The 23,481-nt window shown below is 49.4% G+C and carries 22 protein-coding genes and 1 tRNA gene; 2 read left to right on the top strand and 21 right to left on the bottom strand.

Translation table 11 applies throughout. The annotated features are described in order from the left end of the window. Position 1: 1 nt before the first annotated feature. The 14 genes from ACLTOH_RS05720 to acpP all read right to left on the bottom strand — a co-directional run bounded on the left by ACLTOH_RS05720 (position 2) and on the right by acpP (position 13,263). A complete protein-coding gene (locus ACLTOH_RS05720; RefSeq protein ID WP_148448120.1) occupies positions 2-859 on the bottom strand; it encodes a carbohydrate ABC transporter permease in 858 nt (285 codons plus the stop codon). Positions 860-874: 15 nt separating this feature from the next. Then, entirely contained in the window at positions 875-1,768 is an 894-nt protein-coding gene (locus ACLTOH_RS05715; RefSeq protein ID WP_148448118.1) for a carbohydrate ABC transporter permease, read from the bottom strand. Positions 1,769-1,907: 139 nt separating this feature from the next. After that, positions 1,908-3,200: an ABC transporter substrate-binding protein gene (locus ACLTOH_RS05710; protein ID WP_148448117.1), complete on the bottom strand. Its 1,293-nt coding sequence runs from the start codon at positions 3,198-3,200 to the stop codon at positions 1,908-1,910. Positions 3,201-3,499: 299 nt separating this feature from the next. Beyond that, positions 3,500-3,646: a hypothetical protein gene (locus tag ACLTOH_RS05705; protein WP_337544918.1), complete on the bottom strand. Its 147-nt coding sequence runs from the start codon at positions 3,644-3,646 to the stop codon at positions 3,500-3,502. 136 nt (positions 3,647-3,782) lie between these two features. Next, positions 3,783-4,232, bottom strand: a complete 450-nt coding sequence (locus ACLTOH_RS05700; RefSeq protein WP_412194788.1) for a MarR family winged helix-turn-helix transcriptional regulator — start codon at positions 4,230-4,232, stop codon at positions 3,783-3,785. Between the two features lie 117 nt (positions 4,233-4,349). After that, entirely contained in the window at positions 4,350-5,438 is a 1,089-nt protein-coding gene (locus ACLTOH_RS05695; RefSeq protein WP_412194787.1) for a beta-ketoacyl-ACP synthase III, read from the bottom strand. Next, positions 5,435-6,496, bottom strand: a complete 1,062-nt coding sequence (locus ACLTOH_RS05690; RefSeq protein WP_412223590.1) for an NAD(P)H-dependent flavin oxidoreductase — start codon at positions 6,494-6,496, stop codon at positions 5,435-5,437. The genes ACLTOH_RS05695 and ACLTOH_RS05690 overlap by 4 nt, the downstream gene beginning before the upstream one ends. A 24-nt stretch (positions 6,497-6,520) precedes the next feature. Then, complete coding sequence (gene accA / locus ACLTOH_RS05685) at positions 6,521-8,176, bottom strand: acetyl-CoA carboxylase carboxyl transferase subunit alpha (RefSeq protein ID WP_118668821.1); 1,656 nt, start codon at positions 8,174-8,176, stop codon at positions 6,521-6,523. 73 nt (positions 8,177-8,249) lie between these two features. Then, positions 8,250-8,678, bottom strand: coding sequence for a 3-hydroxyacyl-ACP dehydratase FabZ (gene fabZ / locus ACLTOH_RS05680; protein WP_118668822.1), 429 nt, complete (start codon positions 8,676-8,678; stop codon positions 8,250-8,252). A 107-nt stretch (positions 8,679-8,785) separates the two neighbouring features. Then, on the bottom strand, positions 8,786-10,027 hold the full coding sequence (gene fabF / locus ACLTOH_RS05675; protein ID WP_118731313.1) for a beta-ketoacyl-ACP synthase II: 1,242 nt from the start codon (positions 10,025-10,027) through the stop codon (positions 8,786-8,788). Between the two features lie 98 nt (positions 10,028-10,125). Further along, a complete protein-coding gene (gene fabG, locus ACLTOH_RS05670; protein ID WP_022312882.1) occupies positions 10,126-10,881 on the bottom strand; it encodes a 3-oxoacyl-[acyl-carrier-protein] reductase in 756 nt (251 codons plus the stop codon). Then, on the bottom strand, positions 10,875-11,861 hold the full coding sequence (gene fabD, locus ACLTOH_RS05665; protein ID WP_022312881.1) for an ACP S-malonyltransferase: 987 nt from the start codon (positions 11,859-11,861) through the stop codon (positions 10,875-10,877). Before fabD ends, fabG begins: the two co-directional genes overlap by 7 nt. 139 nt (positions 11,862-12,000) lie before the next feature. After that, complete coding sequence (gene fabK, locus ACLTOH_RS05660; RefSeq protein ID WP_022312880.1) at positions 12,001-12,939, bottom strand: enoyl-[acyl-carrier-protein] reductase FabK; 939 nt, start codon at positions 12,937-12,939, stop codon at positions 12,001-12,003. Between the two features lie 99 nt (positions 12,940-13,038). Further along, complete coding sequence (acpP, locus tag ACLTOH_RS05655; protein WP_412223588.1) at positions 13,039-13,263, bottom strand: acyl carrier protein; 225 nt, start codon at positions 13,261-13,263, stop codon at positions 13,039-13,041. A 347-nt stretch (positions 13,264-13,610) separates the two neighbouring features. Here acpP and ACLTOH_RS05650 point away from each other — a divergent pair. Continuing rightward, a tRNA-Ser gene (locus ACLTOH_RS05650) sits at positions 13,611-13,697 on the top strand. 93 nt (positions 13,698-13,790) lie between these two features. Here the strand turns inward: ACLTOH_RS05650 and ACLTOH_RS05645 are convergent. The 6 genes from ACLTOH_RS05645 to ACLTOH_RS05620 all read right to left on the bottom strand — a co-directional run bounded on the left by ACLTOH_RS05645 (position 13,791) and on the right by ACLTOH_RS05620 (position 19,037). Further along, a complete protein-coding gene (locus tag ACLTOH_RS05645) occupies positions 13,791-14,030 on the bottom strand; it encodes a cysteine-rich small domain-containing protein (protein WP_022312878.1) in 240 nt (79 codons plus the stop codon). Positions 14,031-14,159: 129 nt separating this feature from the next. Then, a complete protein-coding gene (locus tag ACLTOH_RS05640; RefSeq protein ID WP_337417256.1) occupies positions 14,160-14,345 on the bottom strand; it encodes a hypothetical protein in 186 nt (61 codons plus the stop codon). Positions 14,346-14,473: 128 nt separating this feature from the next. Next, positions 14,474-15,340, bottom strand: coding sequence for a carbohydrate ABC transporter permease (locus ACLTOH_RS05635; RefSeq protein ID WP_412223586.1), 867 nt, complete (start codon positions 15,338-15,340; stop codon positions 14,474-14,476). A gap of 12 nt (positions 15,341-15,352) precedes the next feature. Continuing rightward, a complete protein-coding gene (locus tag ACLTOH_RS05630; protein WP_412223585.1) occupies positions 15,353-16,267 on the bottom strand; it encodes a carbohydrate ABC transporter permease in 915 nt (304 codons plus the stop codon). 232 nt (positions 16,268-16,499) lie between these two features. After that, the gene (locus ACLTOH_RS05625; RefSeq protein WP_337770105.1) at positions 16,500-17,915 is read right to left on the bottom strand and encodes a carbohydrate ABC transporter substrate-binding protein; all 1,416 of its coding nucleotides are present in this window, start codon (positions 17,913-17,915) and stop codon (positions 16,500-16,502) included. A 99-nt stretch (positions 17,916-18,014) separates the two neighbouring features. Continuing rightward, positions 18,015-19,037 carry a LacI family DNA-binding transcriptional regulator gene (locus tag ACLTOH_RS05620; protein ID WP_022312874.1) on the bottom strand — a complete coding sequence of 341 codons (1,023 nt, stop codon included), beginning with the start codon at positions 19,035-19,037 and terminating at the stop codon, positions 18,015-18,017. A 491-nt stretch (positions 19,038-19,528) separates the two neighbouring features. Here ACLTOH_RS05620 and ACLTOH_RS05615 point away from each other — a divergent pair, with 491 nt between their 5' ends. Then, positions 19,529-21,964: a GH36-type glycosyl hydrolase domain-containing protein gene (locus ACLTOH_RS05615; protein WP_337544883.1), complete on the top strand. Its 2,436-nt coding sequence runs from the start codon at positions 19,529-19,531 to the stop codon at positions 21,962-21,964. A 289-nt stretch (positions 21,965-22,253) separates the two neighbouring features. Here ACLTOH_RS05615 and ACLTOH_RS05610 read toward each other — a convergent pair whose 3' ends face one another. Next, complete coding sequence (locus tag ACLTOH_RS05610) at positions 22,254-23,468, bottom strand: cation:proton antiporter (RefSeq protein ID WP_412223584.1); 1,215 nt, start codon at positions 23,466-23,468, stop codon at positions 22,254-22,256. Between the last annotated feature and the right edge of the window lie 13 nt (positions 23,469-23,481).

The following is a 23,481-nucleotide window of genomic DNA, read 5'->3' as shown; positions in this document are numbered from 1 at the left end:
ATCAACCCTTAACGCCGCCACTGGTAGCCCCGACAATAATCTTTTCAGACAGGAAAAGATACAGCAGGAAAGTAGGCAGGAACACAATGATAACTGCGGCAAACATAGCACCGTACTGGCCGGAATACTTCATTGCATTGACAATCTGCAACAAACCGACACCAACAGGGGTCATAGAATCGCTGGTGGTGAAAATCAGCGCCATGAAGAACTCGTTCCACACAGACATGAAGTTGAAAATCGTAACGGTAATAATGGCGGGCTGAACCAGTGGCAGCATAATCTGCCAGAACGTCCGAGAATGGCTGCATCCGTCTATGTAGGCCGCCTCCTCATAAGACCGGGACAGTGATGAGAAGAAATCCAGCAGGTAAATCGTGGTATACGGTACGCGCAGCATAATATACAGCACAACCAACAGCACGCGACCCTTGATGCCCCACTGCACAGCCAAAGAGTACAGTGGCATGATGATCATAATAGTGGGAACACTCATGGCAATGACCAAGCCGATACGGATGGTCTTGCCGCCGACGAACTTCCAGCGGGAAAGCACATAAGCACCAGGCGCGGAAATCAGCAGCACGCCCACACAGGAAACAATGGCATAAACCAAGCTATTGAAGAAATACAGCGATACATTTTGGGTGTTCCAAGCCGTAACGTAGTTATCCCACTTCAGGCCATTGGAAAAGTCCATAACTCTGCCCGTCAGAATTTCCTTTGTTGAGGAAAGGCTGGCGCAGACGATCCATAACAGGATGGCAGCCGTGAGTGCGATCCATGCGCAAACAATGATATAACCGGGCAGAAGCCGAAGCTCTTTCTTCCAGTTGATTCTATCGTGATATTTTCCCATAACCGCTCTCCTACCTTAATACTCCAGATCCGAATCTTTCAAGATCAGATTGGTGATAACATACACAGCAATGATAATCAAAGTCAGCACAACGCCAACCGCTGCGCCCGCACCAGCATCGCGCTCGACAACGCCCTTGCCGCCGAACACTGTATCGTACAGGTACACAACGGGCACAATGGTAGCCGTTTCTGTATTGATGGGGGAGAACATCTTCGTCCACAGGAAGAATGTAGTCGCATTGATGCTCCAGAAAGTAACGCAGGTGCGAATCACACCTTTCAGCAGGGGCAGCGTAATCTGGAAGAAGCGGTCAAAGATATTCGCGCCGTCGATGGTGGCAGCTTCGTATAAATCCTGCGGGATACTTTCGATGCCGCTGATGAAAATCAGCATATAGTAACCAACGCTGCCAAAAATGAAGGCAATCATCATGGCCCAGAAAATCAGATCTGTACCCAGCCAGCGGACATTCTCACCGCCGAATACTTTGACGATCTGGTTCAGTAGACCATAATCATAGTTGAACACATACTGAATCCACATGGTAGCCAGCGCCACGGCACTAATGATGTTGGGCATATAAATGGCGGCCTTAAAGAATTTTGCGCCGCGGATGCCGCTGGTCAAAATCACGGCCATCAGCATAGACAGGCACATGGTAATGATGCCGCCCACCAGCCAAATCATCACCATATTTTTCATGGAACTGATAAAGCCGGCATTACGCAGGATTTTGAAATAGTTTTGCAGCCCATAGAAGCTCCATGTACTTGTAGATGCCGTAAGGCTCTCTACCTTAAAGAAACTCATGATAATCGTCCGAACGACCGGATAGACATACATGAACAACTGGCAAAGAACGATGGGCAGAATGAATAGGAAAATCATTGTCTTGTTCTTTTTCATACTGGTAATACCTCAAAAATGAAATGTCATAGGCAAAGACAGCACCCATTCAGGTGCCGCCTCCATTCAGATCGAGGGAATCCTGAATAAATCCATTATAACCGCATCGCTTGACGGCGTACCATGATTTATTATAGGATTAGTCGCACAGGGTATCCAAGTAAGCGCAGTAGTCAGCGCCGGTTGCGTACTTGCCTTCGAACAGCTCGATCATGGAACTCTTGATGAGGGACCAGTCGTCCAGCGTGTTCAGAGAACCACACCAGCTCATCGGGGTGGTGGTATTCTTCAGTGTCTCAACAGAGCCAGCCAGGACAGACTCTTTCAGGCGGGTGTCAGCGGGGATCTGACCGCCCTTGTCAACCAGCTCCTGCCCGCAGGTGCCGGTAACAATGGTCATAATGAAGTCAAATGCAGCCTGCGGGTTCTCACAGGAAGAGGAGATGGCCAGAGAGTTTGCACCGGCGTAAGCAGAAGCATCAACATTGCCATCGACTTCAGGATAGTTGAAGAATCCCCAGTTTACAGGCTCACCAACAGCAGCATCAACCTCGGAAGTGACATAGTTTGCGCAAGCAACCATAGCAGCCGTGTCAAGGCCAACCTTGGTCTGGCTGGCAGGATAAGCATCGGGCGCGCCCTCGGCCAGATAACCAGCGTTCACGAAATCAATGATTTCCTGTGCAGCCGTTACAGCAGCTTCATTGTCAGCCCAGCCACCGTTCTTACCCAACTCGGCAATGGTGTCCTCGCCCAGATGGCGGACCAGATGGTTGTAGAAGTTGAAGTTTGCGTAAGCACCGTCCAGTGCCAGCGGCTCATAGCCGTTGTCTTTCAGGGTCTGGCAGACTGTCAGGAACTCATTCCAAGTCTTGGGGGTGTCGGTGATACCGCAGGCATCGAAAATGTCCTTGTTGTAGAAGATGCCGCCAATCTGGGGCTGCTCTACGATGGAGTTGAGATAACCAGCCCACTCTTTGGCCTGATCATTGAAGCAAGCGTAGCTGAAGTCATCATAACCGACAGCGTCTGCCATCTCGGTCAGGTCGTAGGTGTACGGGGCATAAGCGTGACCGATACGGTTGTAATCATCCTCGAAAATGTCAAGCTTTTCGCCAGATTCCAGTGCGGCAGAAATCAGGGTGTTGACATCACGGCCTTTCCACTCGATGTTGACCTGTGCGCCGGTTTCAGCCTCGAAAGCGTCGGCGGCGGCCTGAATTGCGGCTGCCTGAACCTCACCGGCAGACCACATGGACCACATGGTCAACTCAACGCCCTCGTACTTCTTGCCATCGGTAGCCGTAGACTCGGCAGCCGTGGATTCAGCAGGAGTAGCAGAGGTAGCCTCCGAGTTTTGAGTATTGCCACCACAAGCAGCCAGAGATGCTGCCATAGCAGAAGCCATCAAAAGTGCAACAATCTTCTTCATTCGTGTTTTCCTCCTAAGTGTAAATTCTGTGTCGGGATTACCTCCCTTTCGCGGTGATTTAAGTGTAGTGCTTTTCCAGTTTTTTAGCAATCATTATCTTGCTCACTTGTTTTACAATCTTGCTATTTCGTCTCTTTTTGGCACATCGCCGGATTTTCGCGGGCATTTATTATGCACTTTTACCATTTACTATTTTTTTGTAAAAGTTGGTTGTTGGCAAAAATGCTGAATACCGTCTTGCGCTTTTCAGTCTTGTGCAATATCACCTGACTTCCGTCGTTTCTCTCAAAACCTAGTACTCAGCTGTCAATCAGCATGGTGAACTCAAAGATATTTTCAATCTCTTTTTCTGTCAGATACAGTGCATCGAGATTGGTTAAACCGATTATTTTTTTGATTTTTTCATGAACGCTTTGGTTCTGGGAAATATTGATATTAAGTTCCATCGCCTTTGTCTGCGACCCTGAAGTCACGCATAAAATTTACAAGATCATAGGAACTGATCTCGTTTCAGACTGTAGACAAAGTTCCTTCCTGTGAGGGAGCTTTGTCTACAGTCTGAAAGTAACCGGAACTCTCCGGTCACTCTGCATTGCCATCTCTGAAAAATATATCCAGTTTTCCCAGACATTTGATCAATGTCTTCATTTCTTCCTCGTCCAGATCCCGTATGATGGTGTGGATCATTTTCCTGTGGAAATCTCTGTGGTGGAAAAAAGCTTTTCTCCCCTTCTCTGTCAGGGTCACCAGCACTACACGTTTATCTCTGGTGCTGCGGTTGCGGGTGAGATATCCTTTTCTCTCCAGACTGTTCATATTCGTGGTCAGGGTACCCACGGTAACGTGGAGTTCCCCAGCGATACGGGACATACTCTTTGGTTCCTCGATGCCGATAGCTTCGAGGATGTGCATATCATTATTTGTAATATCTTTGAATTCTTCTGTAATTACGGCTTTGGCCTCTGCATACATCACGTTATGGAACAGGTTCACTAGCAGTTCATTCAATACCCGGTTGTTGCTTTTTCCCATAGTTTTCCCAATAAATGCCTCTCTGGTATACCGGCAATGCTCCCGGACCGCAGGCTTCCTGTCTACCGGACCGCGTCCATGCCGTTGTCGTGTCCTTAGTCGTTATCAGTATACCGTCTACCAGGTCATCACGCAAGCCCCAATCGTAAGCCCGGCTCCGAATCCCGCCAGAACGATGCGGTCGCCGCGGTGCAGCTTTCTCTGCCTGTTCAGTTCATCCAGAAGCACCGGAATGGAGGCAGAGGACATATTTCCGACCCTTTCCAGATTGGTGGGGAATTTGTCTCTGTCTGCATGCAGTCTTTTCGCCACTGCATCAATAATCCGTGCGTTGGCCTGATGCAATACGAACATATCAATATCCGGCACAGTAAGTCCGGCATCTGACAGTGCTTCCTCGATGCACTGTGGCACCCGTCTGGTGGCGAACCGGTACACTTCCTGTCCGTCCATCTGAATATAATGTTCCCTGCCGTCCGTCGGCTGGTTTTGGTCCGTTTTTGCTGCCGAAGTTCTTGCATAAGGGGTTGCCAGTTCTCTTGCTCCACATTGTAAGACGCCACCGCCGGTGCCGTCGGAGTGGAGCACCCGTCCCAGAATTCCTGCTGCCGGTATCCGTTTCTCCTCCGCCGTCTCCTGCATCCCTTTCTCTGTCTCCGGCAAAGCGTTACTGTATTCCACCGCCCGAGACTCCGTCCTGCATCTCTCCACAACTACCGCCCCGGCGCCGTCTCCGAACAGGATGCAGCTGCCCCGGTCCGTCCAGTCCACCAGCTTGGACAACACTTCGCTGCCGATGACCAGCGCATTTTCCGCAAGTCCCGTCCGCAGATAGGCATCCGCAGTATTCAGGGCAAATAAAAATCCGGAGCAGGCCGCATTCACATCGAAAGCCAATGCATTCACCGCACCGATGGCCGCCTGTACCTGGCAGGCGCAACAGGGCAGATACTGCTCCGGAGAACAGCTTGCCACCAGGATCAGATCGATTTCTTCTGCAGTTTTTCCTGCCTGTTCCAATGCTTTGCGGGCCGCTTCTGACGCAAGTGTCACAACCGTTTCGCCAACTGACACATGTCGTTCAGCAATACCGGTTCTCTCCCGGATCCATTCATCCGATGTCTCCACCAGCTGCTCCAATTCTTTATTTGTAACGATCCTTCCCGGAAGTGCACTTCCGGTTCCGGTGATTCTTATGGTCCTCACGCCATTTCCTCCATGATATCCACTGTTCTTTCTATTTTCTGCGCCCTCCAGGCATTGCTGCCACAGAACAGCAGTCCATTATCCACATCTCCCATTGCCGCATTGATCAATGCTCTGGTGATGCAATACGGTGCTGTCTTCGGATCGCAGGTCTTAATGCAATGTCTGCATCCGGTCATAAACCGTTCCCCGGCCGCCACCTTTTCCAGAAAAGCATTCTGTATAGCTCTGCCTGGCATTCCCACCGGGCTTTTCACAATGACAATGTCTTCTTTCCGTGCGCTGAGATATGCCTGCTTGTATGCATCTGCCGCATCACACTCTTCGGTGGTCACGAACCTGGTTCCCAGCTGGACACCTGCTGCCCCCAGGGACAGGCAATGCTCCAGATCCCTCCGGTCATAAATACCGCCTGCAGCGATCAGTGGAATTTCCAGTTCTGCTGCCTGCCGGATCATTGCCGTAAGTTCTCTCTCATAGTTCTCCGGTGTGTAAGCATCCAGTTCTTCCCGCTTAAATCCCAGATGTCCTCCTGCCAACGGTCCCTCTGCCACGAGAAAGTCCGGCTTTCTGTCGTATTTTTTCATCCAGTATTTCGTGACGACCGACAGGGCACGGGTGCTCGACACGATCGGAGCCAGCATCGTCCGGTGGCTGCGCCCGGGCATTCCGTTTTCCGTCTCTGCCACGACTCCGGGCAGATCCAGCGGCAGTCCGGCACCGGAGATAATGCAGTCGGTACCTGCCAGCACTGCTGCCCTGACATAATCCTCGTAACGCTGCGTTGCCACCATGATGTTGACACCGACGATACCGCCTCTTGCGGTCTGTCTTGCTTTTTCTATTTCTTTTCCGATAGTACGCAGATTACAGGCGATGGGATCTCTGTCAAAATCCGGCTCCCGGAAACCGATCTGGGCAGTAGAAATAATGCCGATCCCACCGGCGGCTGCCACTGCTCCCGCCAGACCGGACAGGCTGATTCCCACACCCATGCCTCCCTGGATCACGGGAATATCTGCATGTAATTCCCCCAGGATCATTTTTCCGTGCTTCATCCCACATCACCTCTCATTACCGCTTTAATACTTGCGGAACCTTTCATAACGTTCCTCTGCGATCTGTTCACCGGTCATGCCGGTATATTTTTGCAGGAATTCCTTGATATGTTCCTTGAGATACCCGCCGATGGCTTCCACGGTACTTTGGTCTGCCCCGCCGTATTCCGGTACGATCCTCTCGATCACTCCGAGGCGTTTCAGGTCCTCGGATGTAATATTCATGACTTCACTGGCTTCTCTGGCACGGTCAGCATCCTTCCATAATATAGAAGCAAAGCCTTCGGGAGACAGGATCGAGTATGTGGCATTTTCCATCATCCATACCTCATTGCCTACCGCCGTAGCCAATGCTCCGCCGCTGCCGCCTTCTCCAATAAGGATGCACAATACCGGTACCTTCAGGGCCGACATCTCCAGCAGGTTCCGGGCAATAGCCTCGCCCTGTCCTCTCTCCTCTGCCTCCACGCCGCAGAAAGCTCCCGGCGTATTTACAAAGCTGATAATGGGTCTGTTGAATTTCTCCGCCTGCTTCATCAGGCGCAGTGCCTTACGATACCCCTCCGGCATGGGCATGCCGTAATTGCGTCTGGCACACTCCGCAAAATCCTTGCCCTTCACATCTGCCAGCACTGTCACCGGCTGCCCGTCCAGGAATGCCACTGCACCTACCAGTGCTTTATCATCCCCATAATAACGGTCTCCGTGAGCCTCCACTACATAATCGAAAATGTAGGGAATATAGTCGGTTGCTGCCGGTCTGTCCACTCTCCGGACGGTCTTGACCTTTTCCCATGCCGTTCTGGGTAGTGTCAGTATTGACCGTTCCTTCACGATCTCCGTAGGTTCAAAATGGAAGTCAAAATTTTTCTTAAAATCCGCATAATTCCCCTCACTGCACCGATGCGTCGTGATCAGGAAATATAAGGTCTTCTTCAGATTCTCCCGGCGGACGATACCGTCCACAAAACCATGCTCCTGCAAAAATTCCGCTGTCTGGAAGCCATCAGGGAGGCGCTGTCCCAGAGTCTGCTTAATAACTCTCGGTCCTGCGAAGCCGATCAAGGCTCCCGGTTCCGCCATGATCACATCTCCCAGCATGGCAAAGCTGGCCGTCACACCACCTGTGGTGGGATCTGTCAAAATAGTCGCATAGAGAAGTCCTGCTTCTCCATGTCGTTTGATCGCTGCGGAGGTTTTTGCCATCTGCATCAGTGACACGATTCCCTCCTGCATTCTCGCACCGCCGGAACAGCAGAACAAAAATACAGGCAGCCGCAATTCTGTCGCCTTTTCAATCGCCTGGGTGACTTTCTCGCCGACCACATGCCCCATACTGCCCATCATAAATTTGGATTCGCAGATGCCGATCACAGCCTTTTCCCCGTAGATCTCGCATTCACCTACGGTCACAGCTTCTTTTACGCCGGATTTTTCCCTGGCCTCCGACAGCTTTTCCTCATAGCCCTCATATTTCAGTGGATTGCTCTCTTCTATCTCCTCGAACCAGGGCTGAAAGCTTTTCCGGTCTGCCACCATGCGGATCCGGTTGTGGGTCTTCACCCGGAAATAATAACCACACTCATAGCAGACATATTTATTTTTCGCTGCCCGGTCTCTGTTTATCATTTTCTTACATTTCGGGCATTTGATCTCTGTTTCTGTATCTACACTTCCCATACCTGCACCTCTTATTCTGCGTCACTTTTATCTCTCTGTCCCGCTCATAAAAAATCACTTCCGCAGACTATTCTTATTTTAACGCAAAGGTAAGCTCTGCCTTCGCCGCCAGTTTTCCGTTTACCGTGGCGATCGCTTCCCCGACACCCACCGGTCCCTTACTGCGGATAATGGTGGTCTCCAGCTCCAAGGTGTCTCCGGGGCGCACCATCTGCTTGAATTTTGCCTTATCGATCCCGGCAAAATAAGCAGTCTTGCCACGATGCTCCGGCAGAGACAGAATTGCAACCGCACCTGTCTGTGCCAGTGCTTCCATGATCAACACGCCCGGCATCACCGGATTCCCCGGAAAATGCCCGGCAAAATACGGTTCGTTAAAGGTCACATTTTTTCGTCCCACTGCCCGAACACCGGGCTCCAGCTCCTCGATAGTATCGATCAGCAGAAAGGGATGTCTGTGGGGCAGAATCTCCATGATTTCCTGGGTGTTATAAACTGACATTGTTCCTCCGTTCCGCGAATGCTGTCGTATCAACTACTTCCTCGCATTCTGCAATCGTCCTCGTTGATGCTCTGCCTTCTATCCTGTGTCTTGAACATCTGCTGCAGTTATTCTGTGTACTTCTTCAACAGCAGACTCGCATTATGTCCGCCGAAGCCCAACGAATTGGTCAATGCATAAGGCACCTCTTCTTTGTAGCTGTCCCGGCAATAATTCAGGTCAAGTTCCTCCTCCGTCTCACGCAGTCCCACGGTGCGGTGGATATAGCCTTCCTGAATTTCTTTTACGCAGGTGACAAACTCCACTGCACCTGCTGCTCCTAAAAGATGTCCCACCATGGATTTGGTGGAATTGATCTTCAGGTCATACGCATGTTCTCCAAATGCCAGCTTGATCGCTCTGGTCTCGAACAGGTCATTATGATGGGTGCTGGTTCCATGGGCATTGATATAGGTAAGCTCTTCCGGTGCCACCCCGCCGTCTTTTAAGGCATTCAGCATGGCGGTGGCTGCTCCGCTGCCATCCTCCGCAGGGGATGTAATATGATAAGCATCCGAAGAACAGCCGTAGCCGGTCAGTTCCGCATAGATCTTCGCCCCGCGCCTCTTTGCATGCTCCAGCTCTTCCAGTACCACGATAGCGGAACCCTCTCCCATGACGAAGCCGTTTCTCTCCTTGTCAAAAGGAATGGATGCCCGTTCCGGATCCTCACTAAATGACAGCGCTGTCAGTGCTGAAAATCCGGCAATTCCGATGGGGGTAATGGAGCTTTCCGTTCCTCCCGCTATCATTACATCCGCATCACCGTACTGGATCGTACGGTATGCTTCTCCGATGGAATGTGTACCGGTTGCGCAGGCAGTAACCACATTCAGGCTCTTGCCCTTCAGCCCATAGGCAATGCTGACATTGCCTGCTGCCATATTAGAGATCATCAGAGGCACCAGCATGGGGCCTACCCGGCCGGGGCCTTTTTCCTTCAGGCGGTCATATTCCCGCTCCATGGCCTGTAAGCTTCCGATGCCGCTTCCCACACTGCAGCCCACCATATAAGGATCTTCCTGTTCCATAGTAAGACCAGCATCCGAGATGGCCTGTCCGGCAGCCGCCACAGCAAACTGGCAGAACTGCTCCATTCTGCGGGCGGATTTTTTGTCCATATATTGTGCGGGATCAAAATCCTTCACTTCCGCCGCCAGCTTACAACGGTAATCCGCAGTATCAAAATAAGTGATAGGACCGAATCCGGTCTTGCCCTCTTTGATACCATTCCAGAATTCCTCTACGCTGTTTCCAATCGGAGTGATAGCTCCCATGCCTGTTACTACAACTCTTCTATTTTTACCCATACGTGATATACTCCCTCGCGTCCTGACTTATTTTCTATCCTGCTGTACTGTTAGCGGACATATTTTCTATTCTGCTTTACTGTTGCCGGAGGTATTTTTTACATTGCCATACCGCCGTCCACGCACAGCACCTGGCCGGTAATATAGTCCGAGGCATCTCCTGCCAGGAACAGAACCGCCTGTGCGACATCCTCCGGTCTTCCCATTTTCTTAAGCGGGATCTGTCCAACCGCATTATCCTGTACCGCCTCCGGAAGCTTATCTGTCATATCTGTCCGGATAAATCCGGGTGCCACGGCATTCACACAGATATTCCGGGATGCCAGTTCTCTCGCTACACTTTTCGTCAGACCGATCAGTCCCGCCTTGGAGGCGGAATAATTAGCCTGCCCTGCATTCCCGACGATGCCACTGACAGAAGAGATATTGATGATTTTCCCATATCTCTGCTTCATAAAGGTCTTCGTCAGATGCCGGATCATGTGAAATGCGCCTTTCAGGTTCGTATCCAGGACTGCATTGAATTCTTCTTCCGTCATCCGCACGATCAGATTGTCCCGTGTGATCCCGGCGTTATTGACAAGGATGTCAACTCTGCCGTATTTCTCTGTTACTGCCTTTACAAAGGCTTCACTCTCTGCAAAATCCGCAACATTGCACTTCACAGTCTCCGCCATGCCGCCTTGGCTTCGAATGTCCTCCGCCACTGCTTCCGCCGCCTCTGCAGAGCCGTTATAATTAATGATCACCGTGGCTCCTTCTGCTGCCAGTGCCTGTGCCACTGCTTTTCCGATGCCCCGTGATGCCCCTGTGACAATAGCAACTTGTCCTGTCAGACTTTTTCCTGTCAACATGCCAGTTCCTCCATCACCCGGTCCAGATCCTCCGGTTTCTCGATATTGTATACTTTGACATTTCTGTCAATTTTCCGTACGAAGCTGCCGAGTGTCTTCCCCGGGCCGATCTCTATGAAAGTGTCCACGCCATCTGCGATCATCCGCTCTACGCTCTGGGTGAAATGAACGGGACTGGATACCTGTTGTTTCAGCAGTTCCGCAACCTGTGACGCATCTGTCACATAATCCGCTGTTACGTTGGACACGTAAGGAATCCAAGGGGTTGACAGCTTGACGCTTTTCAGTTCTTCTGCCAATTGTTCTCCTGCATTTTTTAACAGGGCTGAGTGGAACGGTCCGCTGACCTTTAAGGGGATACAGCGTTTTGCACCTGCTTCTTTCAGCGCTTCCGATGCTGCTGCTACTGCATCTGCCTCTCCGGTGATCACGATCTGCCCCGGGCAGTTATAATTTGCCACTGAGACGACTTTGCCGGTTTCTTTTGCTGTCTGTCCGCAGATTGCTGCCACAGCATCTCCGTCCAGTCCTAATATTGCTGCCATGGCTCCGCCTTCCGGATAGGCCTCCTGCATATAGATACCACGCATCCGGATGATCCGGAACAGATCCGGCAGCTCCATCACACCAGCGGCAGCCAGTGCCCCATATTCTCCCAAGCTTAAGCCTGCTGCCATCTCTGCTTTCAGTCCTTTTGCCTCCAATACTTTCAGAATTGCTACTTCCATGGTCAGCATGGCGATCTGCGTATATTCCGTAATGTTGATATAAGGATTTTCTTCAAAGGTCAGCTGTTCCATGGAGTACGGATGTCCGCTTTCCGCCTGTACTTCCCGCTTGTCCTGCCAATACAGATTCTGGAGCACCTTGTCTGCCAGCTTCCATACCGCCTGTGCTTCCGGGTAAGTATCATAGAACTCCTTGCCCATTCCTATGTACTGGGAGCCCTGTCCCGGGAATAAATATGCGATCCTGCTCATTTTGTCCTCTCCTAATTACTATGTGATGCTATTGTTCTCCTCGGTTACAGCACATTTTTTATAATGCGCCGTTTTCCATATAACTACGCCACCTGTCGCTGTTCGAAATCTGTTGTCAGCGGTTACCTGTCGCTATATTTTATTTATGCTGTCCTTGTGCCGCTATGCACTCCTGCGCCTGCTGTACTGTTTCTTCAATAATCTCACGGCAGGTCTGTTCTCTGCGGATCAAGCCTGCAATCTGTCCCGCCATCAGTGTTCCGTTTACGGTATCTCCGTCCTGCACTGCCTTCCTGAGAGATCCCAGCGTCAGCTTTTCCAGTTCCATGAAATCGGCATTCTCTTTTTCCAGCTTCAGATACTCCCTGGTCATCTGATTACGTAAAGAACGCACCGGATGTCCGGTAGACATTCCCGTCACTACAGAATCAATATCCTTTGCCTTGATGATCTGATTCTTATAATTTTCATGGACGATGGATTCCTTTGATGCGACGAACCGGGTGCCCATCTGGATACCTTCCGCTCCCAGCATAAAAGCCGCCGCCATTCCTCTGCCATCGGCGATACCTCCAGCTGCGATCACCGGGATAGATACCGCATCCACTACCTGCGGAACCAGCGCCATGGTCGTGGTGGAACCGATATGTCCACCGCTTTCCATGCCTTCCGCCACCACAGCGTCCGCTCCGGCACGCTCCATCATCTTCGCCATAGCCACACTGGCTACCACCGGAATGACTTTCACTCCGGCATTCTTCCACAGTTCCATGAATTTTCCCGGGTTTCCAGCACCAGTCGTTACCGCTTTTACTCCTTCTTCCACGACGATCTTCGCTACATCCTCCGCATTGGGATTGAGCAGCATGATATTCACGCCGAAGGGTTTGTCAGTCAGTTCTTTGCATTTACGGATTTCCTCCCGGACAACCTCAGGCGGAGCAGAAGCGGCACCGATGATGCCTAAGCCTCCGGCATTTGATACCGCTGCTGCCAGCTTATGTTCTGCCACCCAGGCCATACCGCCCTGGAAAACGGGATATTCTATTTGTAGAAGTTCCGTGATCTTTGTTTTCATTGTCTTTCTGATCCTTCTCGTCATTCTGCGTTATATTACATATTCTGATGATACCAAGGTCAAAAGGTCTAAGCCCACATGAGGGCAGATATGCAGTCCTTATGCCTGCTCCTGAATATATCTGATAACGTCACCTACTGTTGCCATATTTTCCAATTTCTCGGAAGGAATGGATACACCATATTCCTCTTCAAACGCCATTACCAGCTCAAACAGATCCAGGGAGTCTACTTCCAGATCCTCCTTGAAACGGGTTGCCTCTGTGATCTCTACATTCTCCTGATTTAACTGTTCTCTGATGATGGCTGCTACTTTTTCTAACATGTTTTTGCTCTCCTTATGCATTTCATTATTGTGTTTCTGATACCTTGCTTTACTACTTTGTCGTCTCCGGCGTGTTCACTTTTCATTCATAAATGTTTGCAACACCGGTCTTATGCTTTCTCCATATTACCGTCGGTAAAATATTTTGACTATCAAAGTATTTAAATGCAATATACTACACAGATGTTGTTCTGTCAACATCTTTTTTTAAATTACCGCTACAAAAGCGTAATTCCCTTGCCAGGTGGTAAATGCCATCGCAAACAATAGAAACTACTAGGTTTTTTCGTTTCTCCCCTTGCCAAACGGTTATTTTTCAGATAAAATAATCTACGTTGTAATCTTTTGGAGACGTATCGAAGTGGTCATAACGGGGCGCACTCGAAATGCGTTAGCCCTTCTCGGGCACGTGGGTTCAAATCCCACCGTCTCCGCACATAAAAAGCCGGTAATCTGTCAAAACAGACTATCGGCTTTTAGTTTTAGAAAAATGTGCAAAAAACGTGTTTATTTTCCAGAAAAATGTGTTATGCCTCCCGCAGAATCTGCATGATCGTATCATAATGCTCCGGATCATGCGGGAAGGTGCAGCCCGAGCAATCCTTGATCCGTCTGCCATTTTTCTCGAAATACCTGGGATTCCCGGGGCAGTGCTCCAAGCGGTACATGGGGCAGTAGCAGAACAGGCAGTTGAAGTCTGCAAGTCCCTTGTGGCAGGGGAAATATTTACAATCTTTATTCTCAAAAAAACGATAGGAATTTTCCATTTGCAACACTCACATCCTTCCATAACCTGCAAAGTTTGCGCATTGGCGCAAATTTGCGTGCGAAACATAGAACTTCTTCGCGAAAGAGCCTTTGCTCTGAGTGATTAGAAGTTCTTTTCACACTTTACACTACACTTCTTCCGCCATACACATTCCATGGGCAATACCCTGCTCCTTCAGCTGTTCCTCCAGCTGGTTCAACGCATCATCTTCATCTTCTGCAAACACCATCGCCTGATAGACTTCCTCCGGTCCTTCCGGTGCCAGTGCTGTCACCTCATACATCTGCATGGCAATTACCTCTTTCTTCCTCAAAATACGCATTCACCCTTCTCTTTATTTTATACCCGTTTCCCCGTTTTTTTGCAAGCGAAAAGCGCCACTCCGGGGAAGAGTGCCGCTTTTCAGGAGAGATTTATGTATTGAATGTTGCTGGCGAAATATTAACCCTTGACGCTTCCCATTGCCACGCCCTGGACAATGTACTTGGAAAGGAACAGGTATACGATGATAACAGGGAAGATAGAGAATGCAATCGTTACATACACCTGACCCATATCAAACTTCAGGAAGTCTGCGGAACGCAGCTGAGCGATCAGGATAGGTAATGTCTTCATCTTGTCATCATGCAGAACCAGTGCCGGTGTGAAGTAGTTATTCCAGTTCGCTACGAAAGTGAAGATCGCCTGCACTGCGATTGCCGGCTTCATCAGCGGCAATACGATGGAATTAAATGTACGGAACTCACCGGAACCATCGATTCTGGCTGCCTCTACCAGAGACAGGGGCAATGCACTTTCCATGTACTGCTTCATATAGAAGAAAGTAGCAGGTGCTGCGATTGCCGGGATGATCAGGGGGATAAAGTTATCCTCCAGCTTCATATCAGCTACCAACTGGATAAATCCGAGTGCGGTAACCTGGGTAGGAATGGTCATGATTGCCAGGATAAAGGTAAACATGAACTTCTTTAACTTAAAATCATATACATGGATCGCATATGCGGTCATGGTAGAGAAGTAGGTACACAGCACAGCACTGCAGGTTGCTACTACAAGGCTGTTGATCATACCTCTGACTATCGGCAGGGTTCCTGCCATGACACCCTTCCAGTTCTGGATCAGATGTGTGCTGGGCAGCAGGGTAAATCCCTGTGTCAGCTCGCCTTTGGATCTGGTTGCATTTACAAACAGTATATAGAACCAGAACAGGCAGAGAAAACTCATAATAACCAGTACGATATATGCAAGTGCTCTTCTGGCATGAATGCCCAGACCTTTTTTTGTCTCGTTTGTTTCTACGCTCAACATTTCTGCCACCTCCTACTTATCCTGTTTGTTGTTCGAGAACTTAAATACGATCAAGCTCAGGATACCTGTGATAATGAACAACATTACAGACAACGCACCACTCATTCCGTAGTTCTTACTGTACAAATGGTTGTTCAGGTACATGATCAGGGTCATGCTGGATCTCATAGGATCGCCCTTACCGTTGGTCAGAATCTGAGGTACATCGAACATCTGCAGACCACCGATCAGGGATGTGATCATTACGTAGATCAGAATCGGCTTCAACAAAGGTAATGTAATCTTGAAGAATACCTGGGTAGAGGTTGCTCCGTCTACCTCGGCTGCCTCGAAGAGGGAAGTATCGATACCCATCATACCTGCCATCAGGAGGATCGTTGTATTACCAAACCACATCAGGAAGTTCATCAATGCTACCAGACCTCTGGTACTCCATACGTTTGTAAGGAACTGATATGGCCCTTTTAAGATTCCGATCTGCATCAGCATTTCATTGATAGGACCGCCATCAGAGAACAGCGTGAAGAACAACATTGCAAATGCGGAAGCCATGATCAGGTTCGGCAGATAGATAACTGTCTTGAAGAATCTCTGTCCCTTTAATCTAAGGCTGGGATCCGAGAACCATGCACCCAGAAGCAGAGATATGATGATCTGCGGTACAAATCCCAGTACCCACATGATCAATGTATTCTTGGTGTACATCCACAGGTCCGGATTGGACAACAGCTTTGCATAGTTACCAAATCCGATGAAATTCGGTCCGATCTGTGTCAGTCCGGAACGGTAATTTTCAAAAAAACTGTAATAAAATGTCCTGAACAACGGGATCAACTGGAATAATACATACACTACTACAAAGGGGATCAGGAAAATATACCCCCACTTATTATAGCGTACCACCTTTCCGCGTTTTACCTTTGCCATAATGATTCCTCCCTTTTGCCGTCATGCTCTCTTAGCGACTTTACGTTTTTTCGTGCCATCTTTTTTCCGATCAGGCTCGCAGCAGCTCTCTTCTTTTTGTTCTTAATTATCTTCTTCTGAAAAAAGCTTCTGCCAACCGGGAATTTTGAGAGAAAAACCGTGCCTACCTGACCAGCCAGGCAGGCACGGTTCTCAATTCCTTATTGTTTCGCTATTCGCTTATCATTTCGGATTAGTGAGTAAGCTCAGGATACTTCTCTTCTACAGCCTTGTAGAACAGATTCAGTGCATCATCCAGAGAAGCCTTGCCATCGAAGTAGTTCTTCATAGCATGCTGGAACTCTTCGTTACATCCCTGATCGTATGCAGACAGGTTGCTCAGATCGATCTTCTCAGCGCCTGCGCAGAACATAGCCAGAGGGTTCTGTCCGCCCAATACCTTGCTCTGATAAGAGGTATCTGCTGCCATAGCTTCCATAGCGGGTTTGTTGTTTACGAAATCATCATCAGCTACAACGATCTCTTTCATGATGTCTTCATCAGTGGTCATCTTCAGGATGATATCCTTAACCAGAGAAGCGTTGTCGGTTCCGGTAGCACCGCAGATCCAAGTACCGCCCCAGAAGAAGCCCTGAGGTCCTTCAGTAGCGCCCCAGCCACCCTGATTTGCGATAGATCCATCGGTATCAGCTGCCATGGAGAAGTTGATCAGCCAAGCGGGTCCAAAGTAGCAGAATACTTTGCCATCGGGATAGAAGCCTTTGCTCCAGTCATCAGACCACAGGTCAAAGGTACCGGTCTCCTTAGCGTCAACCATCTTCTTGGAGTCATCAACCCACTTCATCAGGTTGTCATCGATTACGATCTTGCCATCCTGTACCCATTTGCTGGATACGTTGTTGGAGTATACACGATAAGTATCGTTTACGGAAGATACCATGTTGTAACCGGCTGCTTTCATCTTCTCAGCGGTTGCGGTGAAGGTATCCCAATCAGATACAGACTTCTGAACCTCTGCAGGATCATCGGTTCCCAGAACAGCCTTAGCAGCCTCACGGTTGTAAATCAGAACGCCGGGGCAGCCCTGCCATGAAACACCCTTCAGATTGCCGTTGGAGTCGGTAACAACATCCTTGGTGTACTGATACTGGTTAGCCAGATCTGCATCGGTGATGCCCAGATCCTTAACAGGCATTGTGTAGTCGGTATCAACATATTTCAATGCGTAGTCAGCCTCAATCAGGAACAGGTCGATCTTGTCATCAGCTGCTGCATCAGCCTGCTTTAACAGTGTTTCATCCAGATTGTTCTGATAAGCGTTGTCATCAGAAGGAGTGATGTTCCACTTTACAGTGATGTCACCGATCTTACCGGTGGTTCCGTCTACTTCTTCATATCCGGGATAATGATCTGTCAGACGGCTCTTGAACTCTTCGTTCCAGCAGTAGATGTTGAAGACTTTGCCTTCTTCTGCTGCTGCAGGCTCTGCTGCCTCGGTGGATGCAGGCGCCTCGGTCTTAGCTTCGGTGGAAGCTGCGGGTGCCGCATCGGTGGATGCTGCAGGAGCTTCATTGCTGCTGCCACAACCTACCAGCATGCTGGCAAGCATAGCAGTTGTAAGTAAAGCACTAAGTACTTTTTTCTTCATGTTTGTTTCCTCCCATTTTTTGTTGAATGTTTGTTGTAAGTGTTTGTTGCATTTATATTCATATGTCGGCGGTTGCGTCGCTTCCATATAAATGCCTGATTAATTGTCTGTCGGAATTCTGGCCACCGACTTGCCTTCAGCAACTTTCCCGGGTACGATGACCTGTTCTATGATGGTGGTCTTGGGTCTCTCAATGAGACTGATCAGTTCTCTGGCTGCCAGGCAGCCGATCTGTTCTGTGTCCTGTTGGACTGTGGTCAGTCTGGGCTCCAACTGCCTTGCTGCCTGTATGCCATCATAGCCTGCTACCGAGATATCTTCAGGGATCTGTAATCCTCTCTGTCTGATAGCGTTGATGCCTCCGAAAGAAGCAAAGTCATCCGGATAGATGATGCATGTCGGTGGATTCGGGAGATCCAGCAGTTCATTGGTCACACGATAGGTTGTTGTTGTGTCTCTGTAAGCTGCTTCTCTGATATACTCGTCCGGAATCTCCAGTCCCAGACGTTCCGCCGTCCGGTAGAAGCTGGACAACCGTCCCGAGGTAACCGCTGACATTGCTCCGTGAATATAAGCAATTTTCCTATGTCCTCTACTATATATGTACTCCAGCAGTTCTTTCATTCCCGCAACATTGTCCGACATGATTGCGATACGATTGTTGAACAGGTAGTCAATGGTGACTACCGGGATGGAACTCTGTACTAATTCGATGACTTCGGGATCTCCGAAATCAATACAGGCGAGCACCACTCCGTCAAAGCCTCTGTACCTACTGTGTTCCAGGTAGGACATCCGATCCGGCCGGTTCTTGCAGCTATTAATGAATGTAATGTCGTAACCGCTCTTCTCTGCCGTCCTCTTGAAACTGTCCAGCACACTGGAAAAGTAATCGTGGGTAAGACCGCTTCTGGCTTCATCTGCAAAGAGGACTCCGATGCCGTAGGTCCTGTTCGTCTTCAAAGCTCTTGCGGAAAGGTTCGGGGAATATCCCATTTCCTTTGCGACCCGTCTGATATTTGCTTTTGTTTCTTCTCCAATGTCCTTGTGGTCGTTCAGTGCCTTGCTGACAGTTGCAACGGAGACTCCACAAATCTTGGAAATGTCTTTCAGTGATGCCATATCTTTCTCCTGTTCCATGTCTTCGTCATTCCGTCCGACCTGTTTTGTAACTTAATCGTTTTCGTAGTTTTAATATATAACACCTTTGAGCATTTTGCAATACTTTTTTGCAGTTTTTTTCAAAAAAGTATCCACTTTGTCTATAATTAACAATTTCAGATAGGCTGTTTTGTACATTTGGCTTGTACATAGATTGTGTTTCTTCTATATAAAGGCAAAGTGTGCGATAACGTTTGCTATTATTTTGTTTCGTAAAACCGGTGTTTCGAAGGTTCTTTCATTTTGTATCTTCTGCCCATGTTTCCCCACTGTTTTTGTATACATTGCGCATTTTACGGGCTTTTTCAAGATTCGTATTGCATTTTTCCCTTTGCTTCTGTATAATACAAATCAGAAATCCGGAGCACTTAATCGTTTACTTAACATTAAGCACTCCGCAACGAAAAAACAAACACTCAACATACAACAACATGAAAGAAGGAGATTTTCTTATGAAGTATGGTCATTTTGATGATGTGCATCAGGAATATGTCATCACCACTCCCAAGACTCCGCTTCCCTGGATCAACTACCTGGGCTGCAATGAGTTTTTCAGTCTGATATCCAACACCTGCGGCGGATATACTTTCTATAAAGATGCAAAGCTGCTGCGTCTGACCCGTTATCGTTATAATAACGTACCGGCCGACATCAACGGTAAATATCTGTACATTAAGGACGGGGACACCGTATGGAACCCCGGCTGGCAGCCCACGAAGACCGAGCTGGATTCTTACGAGTGCCGTCACGGTATCGGTTACAGCCGCTTCACCTCTTCCAAGAACGGTGTCAAGGCTTCCGTGCTCTCCTTCGTTCCTCTGAACGATAACTGTGAGATCTCCCAGCTGACCCTGACCAACGGTAGCTCCGAGGACAAGAAGCTGTCCGTATTCTCTTATGTAGAGTGGTGTCTGTGGAACGCTGACGATGATATGAAGAACTTCCAGCGTAACTTAAGCACCGGTGAGGTCGAGGTACAGGATTCCACCATTTATCACAAGACCGAGTACCGTGAGCGTCGTAATCATTATGCGATCTATTCCGTAAATACGAAGATTGACGGTTTCGATACCAGCAGAGATGCTTTCCTGGGTGCTTACAGGGGGGCTGATTCTCCCGAAGCTGTAGAGAACGGCAAGTGCACGAATTCCATGGCAAGCGGCTGGTCTCCCATCGCTTCCCATCAGATCAACGTGGATCTGGCAGCCGGTGAGACCAAGACCTTTATCTTCGTTCTGGGCTACATCGAGAACCCCGAAGACGAGAAATGGGAATCCTACGGTGTGATCAACAAGACCCGTGCCAAAGAAATGCTGGCAAAATACCAGACCGATGCACAGGTAGATGAGGCTTTTGCAGCATTACAGACTTACTGGAAACAGCTGCTGGCACGCTACACGGTAGATTCCGCTGACGAGAAAGTCAACCGTATGGTCAACACCTGGAACCAGTATCAGTGTATGGTTACTTTCAACATGTCCCGTTCCGCTTCCTATTACGAATCCGGAATCGGCCGTGGTATGGGTTTCCGTGATTCCTGTCAGGATCTGCTCGGTTTCGTACATCTGATTCCGGACCGTGCAAGAGAGCGTATCATTGATATCGCTTCCACCCAGTTCCAGGACGGTAGTGCTTACCATCAGTACCAGCCTCTGACCAAGAAAGGCAACTCCGATATCGGCAGTGGCTTCAATGATGATCCTCTGTGGCTCATTGCAGGTACCAGTGCTTATGTAAGAGAGACCGGCGATACCTCCATCCTGACCCAGATGGTTCCTTTTGACAACGATATGAGCGTAGCTGCTCCTCTGATGGATCACTTAAAACGCTCCTTAGACTATATCATCAACCACAAAGGCCCTCACAATCTGCCTCTGATCGGCCGTGCCGACTGGAATGACTGTCTGAACCTGAACTGCTTCTCCGCTCATCCCGGAGAATCTTTCCAGACCTTCGGTCCCAGTGAAGGACCCGTTGCAGAATCCGTATTCATTGCCGGTATGTTCGTAAAATACGGCGAAGAATATGCTCAGCTGTGCGAGCTGATGGGTGACGATGCCGAAGCAGCCCGCGCACGTAAGGAAGTACAGGCAATGTACGATGCGATCCTGAAGGATGGTTGGGACGGCGACTGGTTCGTACGTGCTTACGATGCATACAGCCACAAAGTAGGTTCCAGGGAATGCCGCGAAGGTCAGATCTACATCGAGCCTCAAGGCTTCTGCGTACTGGCCGGTGTCGGTGTGAAGGAAGGACTTGCCGAAAAGGCATTGAATTCTGTAAAAGAGAGACTGGATACCAAGTATGGTGTCATGATCTTACAACCTGCATACACGGAGTATCACCTCGAACTTGGTGAAGTATCCTCTTATCCCCCCGGATATAAGGAGAATGCCGGTATCTTCTGCCACAACAATCCCTGGGTATCCATCGCAGAGACCGTTCTGGGCAGAGGTGACAGAGCTTTCGAGATCTACCGCAAGACCTGTCCCGCATACATTGAGGATATCAGTGAGATCCATCGTACCGAGCCTTATGTATATTCCCAGATGGTAGCCGGTAAGGATGCAAAATTCCACGGTGAGGCAAAGAACAGCTGGCTGACCGGTACTGCTGCATGGACTTTCGTAAATATCTCCCAATACATACTGGGTGTATATCCCACTCATCAGGGATTGTCCGTAGATCCTTGTATTCCCAAGGGCTTCGGTGATTTCTCCATCACCCGTAAGTTCCGTGAGGGCACCTATCACATTCAGGTAAAGAACCCTCAGAACGTGGAAAAGGGTGTCGCATCCATGACCGTGGATGGCAAGGCAGTAGACGGACACATCATTCCTTACGAAAAGGGCAAAGAAGAGTACAACGTAGTTATTACCATGGGTTAATAAACCTGATGTACATAGTTTAAAACGATTTCTATCCTCCTTAAAACCCCGGCAGTTGTTGTAGCTGCCGGGGTTTTGCATTGGATATTCGTAGTTTGCGCTACAACATCTACACCATAAGGACAAGCAGGCTGTAAGCAGACGTCGGTACTTATTGACCGTATTGGGGTCAATTATGTACCGCTACGTTCTGCGCCAGAGCGAGAGCGTGCCTGCGGTTCTTATGGTGTAGATGTTGTGGACGTTTTTGCGGCTTCCTTCCGGGACTCGATCACGTGCCGGATGGCTGTCAAATGATATTATTATCTCCATTTTTCTGAAGCAGCTTCCGGTATGTGGCATCCATTCCCAGTGCTCCCAAGGGTGCCGTAATCAGGATCGCCAGCACCGCCACGGACAGAACGATCTTGCCGCAGGGCAATCCCATGGCCAGGGGCACGGAACCGATGGCGGCCTGCACCGTAGCCTTCGGCAGATAGGCGATCATGCAAAACAGGCGCTCCTTCTTATTCAGATTCGTTCCTAACAGGCACAGTGTCACGCCAATGGAGCGGAATATCAATGCCAACAGGATCATTCCTATGGCTGCCAGTCCAGCTTCCATAGTATAGCGGATATCCACTGCCGCGCCCACCAGTACGAACAGCACTACCTCCGCTGCCAGCCACAGTTTACCGAATTTAGCAGACAGTCTGCCGGTGACTTCCCTAGGTGCCCGTATTTTCAGCGCGCAGGCCATGCTCACCACCGCCAACAGGCCGGAAAAGGCCACAGTTCCCTTTAACAGCGTTTCCAGCGCCATTAATAAGAAAGATACCCCCATGATGATAATAACTTTCATGCTGTTGCGCACATAACTGCCCTTTCGGTACAACAGTTCAAAAAGCTGCCCCAGCAGCCAACCCACCAATGCACCGAACAACACACCCGTCAGGATCGATACCGGGATATTCACAAAATCCAGGGCATTGACCTGTCCACCCTGTGCCATTCCAACAAAAGTGGAAAACAATACTATGACATAGATGTCATCACAGGAAGCCCCGGCCAGAATCATCTGCGGAATGCTTTTCTCCGTACCATAGCTGTTCTCCATGGGATACACCATCCGCGGCACCACAACCGCAGGTGACACTGCTGCCAGAACTGCTCCCATGACCGCTGCATCCACTCTGCTGATGTTAAGGATCATGGGTGCAAATATCACAAAAGCCAGCAGTTCGCAAGTGGCAGGAACACAAGCCAGCATGACTGCGGAGCGGCCCACTTTTTTCAGATCCTTCAGATCCAATGATAATCCGGCCTTCAATAAAATGATGATCAGCGCGATCTGCCGCAGTTCCGATGAGATATTCAGGATTGACACATCCAGCAGATCCAACACATAAGGCCCCAGAATAATACCCGTAAGCAGCATCCCGATAATACGGGGCAGGTGAATCCTCTGGCAGACCGCCGCCATGAGTAATCCCAGTAAAAAGATCAGTCCCAGTGATGTAAGCATAAAAATTCCTCCG

Source organism: Waltera sp. (assembly GCF_046969025.1).
In the GTDB taxonomy this organism is placed as follows: Bacteria; Bacillota; Clostridia; order Lachnospirales; family Lachnospiraceae; genus Acetatifactor; species Acetatifactor acetigignens.
The sequence above is the reverse complement of the archived record's forward strand: the minus strand, read 5'-3'. Positions and strand labels throughout refer to the sequence as shown.